The organism is Dongia sp. (assembly GCF_041905885.1).
Taxonomy (GTDB): Bacteria; Pseudomonadota; Alphaproteobacteria; order Dongiales; family Dongiaceae; genus Dongia.
On sequence record NZ_JAYRKD010000020.1, the window covers coordinates 107,070 to 114,406 of the forward strand.

8 protein-coding genes and 1 pseudogene are annotated in these 7,337 nt (G+C 67.1%); 5 read left to right on the top strand and 4 right to left on the bottom strand.

Annotated elements, in window-relative coordinates; all coding sequences use genetic code 11:
* Positions 1-69 precede the first annotated feature (69 nt).
* Positions 70-1,455 (bottom strand): MFS transporter, encoded by a 1,386-nt coding sequence (locus ACH2CY_RS19300; protein WP_395020979.1) that lies wholly within the window; start codon positions 1,453-1,455, stop codon positions 70-72.
* On the opposite strand from ACH2CY_RS19300, the gene ACH2CY_RS19305 reads away from it, so the two are divergent.
* The 4 genes from ACH2CY_RS19305 (at position 1,442) to ACH2CY_RS19320 (ending at position 4,917) form a co-directional block, all read left to right on the top strand.
* Complete coding sequence (locus tag ACH2CY_RS19305) at positions 1,442-2,785, top strand: RsmB/NOP family class I SAM-dependent RNA methyltransferase (RefSeq protein ID WP_395020980.1); 1,344 nt, start codon at positions 1,442-1,444, stop codon at positions 2,783-2,785. The two genes, ACH2CY_RS19300 and ACH2CY_RS19305, sit on opposite strands and share 14 nt — an antisense overlap.
* A gap of 40 nt (positions 2,786-2,825) precedes the next feature.
* The gene (locus tag ACH2CY_RS19310; protein WP_395020981.1) at positions 2,826-3,305 is read left to right on the top strand and encodes a hypothetical protein; all 480 of its coding nucleotides are present in this window, start codon (positions 2,826-2,828) and stop codon (positions 3,303-3,305) included.
* Entirely contained in the window at positions 3,298-3,978 is a 681-nt protein-coding gene (locus tag ACH2CY_RS19315; RefSeq protein WP_395020982.1) for a hypothetical protein, read from the top strand. Before ACH2CY_RS19310 ends, ACH2CY_RS19315 begins: the two co-directional genes overlap by 8 nt.
* A gap of 114 nt (positions 3,979-4,092) precedes the next feature.
* Complete coding sequence (locus tag ACH2CY_RS19320; protein ID WP_395020983.1) at positions 4,093-4,917, top strand: PAS domain-containing protein; 825 nt, start codon at positions 4,093-4,095, stop codon at positions 4,915-4,917.
* Positions 4,918-5,058: 141 nt separating this feature from the next.
* On the opposite strand, the gene ACH2CY_RS19325 is transcribed toward ACH2CY_RS19320, so the two are convergent.
* The 3 genes from ACH2CY_RS19325 to tdh are packed head-to-tail and all read right to left on the bottom strand — an operon-like array spanning position 5,059 to position 7,067.
* Entirely contained in the window at positions 5,059-5,523 is a 465-nt protein-coding gene (locus ACH2CY_RS19325) for a YaiI/YqxD family protein (protein ID WP_395020984.1), read from the bottom strand.
* Between the two features lies 1 nt (position 5,524).
* Entirely contained in the window at positions 5,525-6,031 is a 507-nt protein-coding gene (locus ACH2CY_RS19330; protein WP_395020985.1) for a DUF2199 domain-containing protein, read from the bottom strand.
* A gap of 13 nt (positions 6,032-6,044) precedes the next feature.
* Positions 6,045-7,067: an L-threonine 3-dehydrogenase gene (tdh, locus tag ACH2CY_RS19335; RefSeq protein ID WP_395020987.1), complete on the bottom strand. Its 1,023-nt coding sequence runs from the start codon at positions 7,065-7,067 to the stop codon at positions 6,045-6,047.
* 168 nt (positions 7,068-7,235) lie between these two features.
* Between tdh and ACH2CY_RS19340 the strand changes: the two are divergent.
* Positions 7,236-7,337, top strand: a pseudogene (locus ACH2CY_RS19340) (IS110 family transposase); the annotation flags it as partial.

Sequence of the window (7,337 nt, forward strand, 5' to 3'; positions counted from 1 at the left end):
GACCCGTCGCGGGGCCGGGCTGTCAGGTTTCCGATGGCGGTCAGGAATGCAGTCTGGCTGTGATCGGGGTCACGCCAATGAGGTCAAGCGCCGGCGCCAGGCCAGGAAAACTGCGCCAACCAGGGAGATGAGGCCGAAGCCGAAGATGAATCCGGCCGCGCCCACCATCCCCCCATGGTCGGCGAGATAGGCGGCGAGCGGGGCCGCCACGGCGCCGCTGAGGAAGCTCAGGAGGTAGAGCCAGGCATAGCCCCGGCCGCGGAAGGCCGGGGGCAGGACCAGGGCCGCCGCGGCGTCGCCCAGGGTCGCCAGCGCAAAGATCGCCATGAACAGCAGCAGCAGGCCGGCGCCGAAGCCATAGAGACTGTCGGTAGCCATCAGCAGCCCGCCCAGCACTTGCATTGCGGCGGCAGGTGCCAGCAGCGCGAGCGCCGACCAACGGGCCAGCAAGCGGCCGACCAGGATCTGCGCCCCGGCGCCGAACAGGGTGACGATGGAGCCGATCAGGCCGATGGTGCCGAGGCTGGCGGCGGTCGCCTGCGGGTCGGCGCCGAACATCGCGCCGCGTTCGCTCAAGAGCTTCGGCAAAGCGATGGTGGCGAGGTTGAAGATCACGCCATCGACCGCGGCGAGGATCGACAGGACGATCAACGCGATGCGGATCGCACCCGGCACCGCTGCGGTGGATCCCGCTTCCGCTGCGGCATGGACGCCGAAGCCCAAGCCGCGCGGCTGGCTGAGCGCCAGGATCACGGCGGCGATCGCGGGAATGAAGAAGGCCGCGCGCCAGCCGAGCAGCGCGATCAGCCCCGCGGCCGCCAGCGGCGCCATGGCGATGCCGACATTGCCGAAGACGCCGTTCAAGGCGAAGGCGCTGCCGGAAGCCTGGCCCCAGCCGGCGATCACGCTGTTGGCGACCGGGTGATAGATGGCGCCGGCGATGCCGATGCCGGTCAAGGCGACCGCCAGCCAGACCGCGCCGAGGCCCGGCGTCGCCGGCGCGAAGGCGGCCAGCGCCAGGGTCGCGGCGACGCCCCAGGCAAACAGCTTCAGCAGGCCCTCGGCGCCGCGCCGGTCGGCCAGCCAGCCCCAGGCCACGGCGAGCGCGCCGAAGGCGATGAAGCCGCCGGTCGCCAGCGCCAGCCGCGCGCCGTAGGTGGCGCCGTATTCCGGTCCCATCTCCAGCGCCGCGGTGGCGAAGATCAGCATCGAGAAATGCGCGATGAAATGCCCGCCGCCGAGCCAGCGCAGCTGGGTCCGGCGGTTGGACTGGCCGGTCGGGAGATCGAGCGTGGTCGCGGTCATGGGTTGGAGAATGCCCTTTGACCGGGCTCTGGTCGAGAGCCGGCGGGGCCCACCGGCGCCGTGCGCCGCGCCCTCGGCCGGGCGCCGCAGGATTTCCTGCGCGACCGCGACGCCGTTCAAGGCTAGAAGACGGGCCATGGCAGCGAACAAGAAGACCTCCCCGAAACCACCGGAAGTGTCCGCGCGCGGCGTGGCGCTCGACCTGATGGCGCGCGTGCTGGAGCAGAAGCGGCCGCTGGAAGAGGCGTTCGAGCGGCATCCGGATCTCGGCCAGCTCGAGAATCGCGACCGGCAATTCGTCCGCGCGCTGACCACGGCGACCTTGCGGCACCTGGCGCGGATCGATCGCATCATCGCGCTGTGCCTGGAGCGGCCGCTGCCGGCGCGGTCGCGCAACGTCATCGATGTGCTGCGGCTGGGCGCGGCACAGCTGCTGGTGCTGAAGACGCCGGCCCATGCCGCGGTCGACAGCGCGGTGGCGCTGACCGCGGGCCTGGGCGGCGCCGCCGGCTACAAGGGCCTGGTGAACGCGGTCTTGCGCAGGATCGCCAGTGAAGGCGATGCGCTGCTCGCACAGGTGCCGCCGGGCGAAGCGAGTCTGCCGGACTGGCTCTGGCGCTCCTGGTCGCAGGCCTATGGCGCCGAGCAGGCGGCGGCGATCGCCGCGGCATTGCTCGACGAGCCGCCGCTCGACTTCACGGTGAAGCGACCGGCGGAGAGCGCGCAATGGGCCGAGGCCCTGCATGCGCGGGTGCTGCCCGGGGGCAGCTTGCGGCGTGCGCCGCATGATCCGGAACGGCCGCAGCGCCTCGACGAGGCGCCGGGCTTCGCCGCGGGCGCCTGGTGGGTGCAGGATTTCGCCGCGGCGTTGCCGGTGAAGTTGCTCGGCAACGTCTTCGGCCAGCGCGTGCTCGATCTCTGCGCCGCACCGGGCGGCAAGACCGCGCAGCTCGCCGCCGCCGGCGCCAAGGTGACGGCGCTCGACCGCTCGCAGGACCGGCTGCAACGGCTGAAGCAGAATCTCGATCGCCTCGGCTTGATCACCGAATGCGAGGCGGCGGACGCGACGATCTGGAATGCGGCCGGCGATTTCGACGCGGTGCTGCTGGACGCGCCCTGCTCCTCGACCGGCACGCTCCGCCGGCATCCCGACGTCGCCTGGCTCAAGGACCCACGCGACATCGTGAAGCTCGCCGGGGCGCAGGACCGGCTGATCGATGCCGCTCTGCGCCTGACACGGCCGGGCGGGACGCTGCTCTACTGCGTCTGCTCGCTGCAGCCGGAAGAGGGCCCGGAACGGATCGCAGCCGCACTGGCGCGGCACGGCAATCTCCAACGCGCGCCGCTCAACGCGGCCGAGGTCTTCGGCTTGCGCGAACTGCTGACTCCGGAAGGCGACCTGCGCACCCTGCCCTGCCATCTCGCGAGCGAGGGCGGCATGGATGGATTCTACGCGGCGCGGCTGGTGAAGATTGCCTAGGCGCTGGTGGTCGCCGTTGACCGGGGTTGAGACAGCCACGATGCATTCCCCCTATGGCCCCGAAGAATGCGCCGAGCGCCTGCGCAATCGATTGGATAGGGAGCGGTCCGAAGACATCATCGGCGACATCACCGCAAGGAGGGTGAAGCTGCGATACAGGACCGGAAGTCCCGAAGCGCAGAACACATGGTTTCCGATGCTCTCCGGCACGCTGGTGCCGGATGGCGATGGAACCCGCATCGAGTGCTTCATCGGAGTGAGTCGCTTCCTCGCTCCTTCCGTTGCCGGCCTCATCCTCGTCGCCTGGATCATCTCCGCTGGAGCGATCGTGCAGAACGTGGTGGCCGCTGTCTTCCCGCTCGGCGCTACATTGTTCCTGTCCGCCATGCACTTGCTCGGCACGGCGGGCGCGCGGCAGCGCGGACGGCAGCTGCTTTATTTCCTCAGCACGATGGTCGATGCGCGCGAGCGAAACATCAACCGAGCCGAGGCGATCGAGGATCTCTGGCGCAATGGATGAACGCATCGCTCTCGCCGCGCGCAACAATGCGGAATGGTGCGATGCGGTCACGCGGAGCTGGGGCGAGCCTTGCCGTTTCGAGGCGGAGCTCTGGATCAATCCGGGCGAAGCGCCGCCCTTCTATCCCAACGCGGTGACCTTGGGACCAGGCGAGCAGGTGCCACCGGCGATCGCGGCGGCACGGGGAGATTTCGCGATCAAAGACAGTTTCGCCGCGCTCGATCTTTCACCGCACGGCTATGAACCGCTGTTCGACGCGACCTGGATCTGGCGCGATCCGCAACCGGTGCAGCAGTCGGACAGCGCGCGGTGGCGGGTGCTGCGGGATGCGGCATCGCTGGCGCGCTGGGAAGAGGCGTGGCGTGGCGATGAGCCTCCTCTCGATCTGTTCCGGCCTTCGCTGCTCGACGAACCGGGTCACGCCTTCATCGCCGCCGAGGTCGGAGGTCGGATCGTCGCCGGCTGTGTCGCCAGCCGGTCGGCCGCGGTGGTCGGCCTCTCCAACCTGTTCGGGCCCGACGACCTGGCCGCGGGATGTCTGGCCGCCGTCCAGGATTTCGCGCCCGGCCTTCCGGTGGCGGGCTATGACCAGGAGCCGGCGCTGGCATTGATGAAAAGCCTGGGATTCCAAGAGCTCGGGCCGCTCCGGGTGTGGCTCCGGGCAACCGGTTAAAGGGCGGAAATCCGCCGGTTATCCCCAAATTTCGCGGCTAGGATTGACGTCTGGTTAACCTTGCGCCGGGATAATCGGGCGGCTTTTCACGGCATCTTCAGACGGAACTTCACCATGGCCGATACCTGGGACATGTCCTTCCTGGTCGATCAGGCGACCCAGATCCAGGAGGCGCGAGGCAATCTCTCCCGGCATTTCGGCATGCTGCAGCAGGTCCTGATCGGCAAGCACCTGGTCAATTTCATCGGCGACGACGACCGCCTGCACGTGATGCGGATGATGGGCCGGCTCTCGCAGCGCAACTGGACCGAGGTGGTCCAGGTCACCCTGCGCACGCCGATGAGCGGCGAGAACAAGCTGGCGCTCCAGGCACGCCCCGGCTCCGGGCCGATGGCCTGGTGGCTGATGCTGTCCGAGAGCGGCGCCGAGAGCGCGCGGCCGATCGCCGAAGTGAGCGACGGCGACGCGCTGGCGAGCGAGGATGAATTTTCCGCGGTCGCCACAGCCGCCGCGGCCAGCGCCGGGCGGGCGCTCGACCTCTCGGTGTTCCGTGCGCATGTCCTGACCGTGTCGCCTTCCGGCGCCGGCCTCTCGGCCGCCAAACATGCCGAGCTGGACCAGAAAATCGGCGAGACCTTGATCGACAATGCGGCGGGCGGCGTGGTCTCGCGCCCGGAACCCGGCCATTACACGCTGATGCACGACCGGGACGTCGCCGCCGCGGATATCGCCGGCAAGATCACCGAGACCGCGGCCGAGGTCGGCGTTTCGGCCGACAAGCTTGGCCTCTCGCACAAGACCGAGGCGATGCCGGTGGATGCCGACGCCGAGGCGATGCGCGATCTGCTGCGCAACATGCGCAGCAACCTCTCGGGGCGCGGCGAGCGCAAGGCCGGCGGCTTCATGAGCAAGATGAAGAGCCTGGTCGGGATGAATTAGGCCCAGGCGCCGGCGCACCACATTCTTGCGCTTCAGACTCCGATAAAATCCGGACTTGTCAATATTTTACCTGGTACTTGACATAGACGAACAAAACGGGTACGGTCTTGACGACCTCAGGAGCGGCGAGAGAGAATCCGTTCAGGCCTTGGCTCCCCGCAAGGCCGCCTGCACCAGGGCATCCAGCGCATTCAGGAATCGCGAGCGGTCCGCCTTGGAGAAGGGCGGCGGCCCGCCGGTGTTGACGCCGGTCTCGCGCAGATACTTGCCCACCTCGCGCCCCGCCAGCGCATTGCCGATGTTGTTCTCGGTCCAGAGCTTGCCGTTGGCGGCGAGCGCCCGCGCCTGTTTCTTCAGGCAGCGCGAGGCCAGCGGGATGTCGTTGGTGACGCAAATGTCGGCCGGCGTGATGCGCTCGGCGATCCAGTCATCGGCGGCATCGGCGCCTTCCGCGACGATGATCATCTGGATGCGCGGGTTGCCGGTGGGCCGGATCGGCCGCGAGCCGTTGGAGACGACGAAGACCTCGAGCCCGACGCGCTCGGCCACGCGATAGACCTCGTCCCGCACCGGGCAGGCATCGGCATCGATGTAGATCGCGGTCATCTCAGTGGCGATGGCTGAGCGCGGCGATGATTTCCTGCACGCGCTCGACCGTGATCCCGTTCCGCTGCTCGACGGCGAGCGGGTGATCGGTCGGCTCGAGCTCGATGAAGGGGCGCTGGCCTCGGTTGCGGAGGTGCAAATTGGTTTTCAGATGCAGCGTCCCGCCGTAGAGCGGGAGGTTGCTGCAGAGCCAGCCGAACAAGGGCGGCTCGTCGTCGCGGATCTCCGCATCCCACAACTCGTGAATGCGATTGAAGCTCCGCTCAGAAACCGAGGCCCAGACGCCGTAGATGAACTTGTCGTTGAGCTCCGTCACCGGAATTTCCAGGCAGCCACGGATGTAACGCTCTTCGCCATCAATGATGCAGACGTCCTGGGTCAGCTTGACCCGACGCGCCGCTTCTTCGTCCGGAATGCCAAACCAGTTGTGCGGGGCCTTGATCGCGAAGTCGAGCGGCAGCGTGTTGTACTGCTTGCCGCAACAGGCGCAGGTCCAGGAATAGTCCATCAGAGCGCCGGGCTCACCAATCTAGGATCACCTTGCCCGACTTGCCGCTGAGCATGGTCTCGAAGCCTTCGACATAGTCCTGGACCGGGAAATGGTGGGTCAGGATCGGGTTGAGGTTGAGGCCCGATTGCAACATCGCCACCATCTTGTACCAGGTCTCGAACATCTCGCGGCCGTAGATGCCCTTGATCTCCAGGCCCTTGAAGATAACCTGGTTCCAGTCGATCGCGGTGTTGGCGGGCGGGATGCCGAGCAGGGCCACTTTGCCGCCGTGGTTCATATGCTCGAGCATGGTCGTGAAGGCCGAGGGCACGCCGGACATTTCCAGACCGACGTCGAAGCCTTCGACCATGCCCAATTCGGTCATCACGTCCTTCAGCTTCTCGCGGGTCACGTTGACGGCGCGGTGCGCGCCCATCTGCCTGGCGAGATCGAGGCGGTAGTCGTTGACGTCGGTCACCACCACGAAGCGGGCGCCGACATGGCGCGCGATGGCCGCCGCCATGATGCCGATCGGCCCGGCGCCGGTGATCAGCACGTCCTCGCCCACCAGGTTGAAGGCGAGCGCGGTATGGGTCGCGTTGCCGAAGGGATCGAAGATCGCGGCCAGGTTGGAGTTGATGTTGTCCGGGATCTTGAAGGCGTTGAAGGCCGGGATGCTCAGGAGCTCCGCGAAGGCGCCGGGGCGGTTCACGCCCACGCCGAAAGTGTTGCGGCAGAGATGCCGGCGGCCCGCTCTACAGTTGCGGCAATAGCCGCAGGTGATGTGGCCTTCGCCGGAGACGCGGTCGCCGAGATTAAAGCCGCGCACTTCCTGGCCCATGGCGACGATCTCGCCGACATATTCATGGCCGACATGCATGCCGACCGGAATCGTCTTCGCCGCCCACTCGTCCCATTTCCAGATATGGATGTCGGTGCCGCAGATCGCGGTCTTGCTGATCTTGATCAGCACGTCGTTATGGCCGACCTCGGGCTCCTTCACGTCCTGGAGCTTCAGGCCGGGTCCGGCTTCGGTCTTGACGAGGGCTTTCATGGTTTCGCGCCTACGTTTCTAAACAAACTGGATCGTCATGCCAGGCTTCAGGCCTGGCATCCACGAGTTTGCCTGATACAAAGAAACTCGTGATGGGGTGGACGGCCCCCGACGGCATCGATGTGCCAGAATGAGGTCGTTGCGCGATCTCAAACAAGGGAGCCGTCCGTGGAAAAGCTTATCCGTGTTGGCATGGATACGTCCAAGCGTGTTTTTCAGTTGCATGGGGTTAACGCCGGTGAGCAGGCGGTGCTGAAGAAGAGGCTGCGC

Coding starts and splice junctions, on each gene's coding strand:
- ACH2CY_RS19310 (WP_395020981.1), top strand. CDS start 2,826: ATGCATTCCCCCTATGGCCCCGAAGAATGCGCCGAGCGCCTGCGCAAT.
- ACH2CY_RS19305 (WP_395020980.1), top strand. CDS start 1,442: ATGGCAGCGAACAAGAAGACCTCCCCGAAACCACCGGAAGTGTCCGCG.
- ACH2CY_RS19315 (WP_395020982.1), top strand. CDS start 3,298: ATGGATGAACGCATCGCTCTCGCCGCGCGCAACAATGCGGAATGGTGC.
- tdh (WP_395020987.1), bottom strand. CDS start 7,067: ATGAAAGCCCTCGTCAAGACCGAAGCCGGACCCGGCCTGAAGCTCCAG.
- ACH2CY_RS19330 (WP_395020985.1), bottom strand. CDS start 6,031: ATGGACTATTCCTGGACCTGCGCCTGTTGCGGCAAGCAGTACAACACG.
- ACH2CY_RS19320 (WP_395020983.1), top strand. CDS start 4,093: ATGGCCGATACCTGGGACATGTCCTTCCTGGTCGATCAGGCGACCCAG.
- ACH2CY_RS19325 (WP_395020984.1), bottom strand. CDS start 5,523: ATGACCGCGATCTACATCGATGCCGATGCCTGCCCGGTGCGGGACGAG.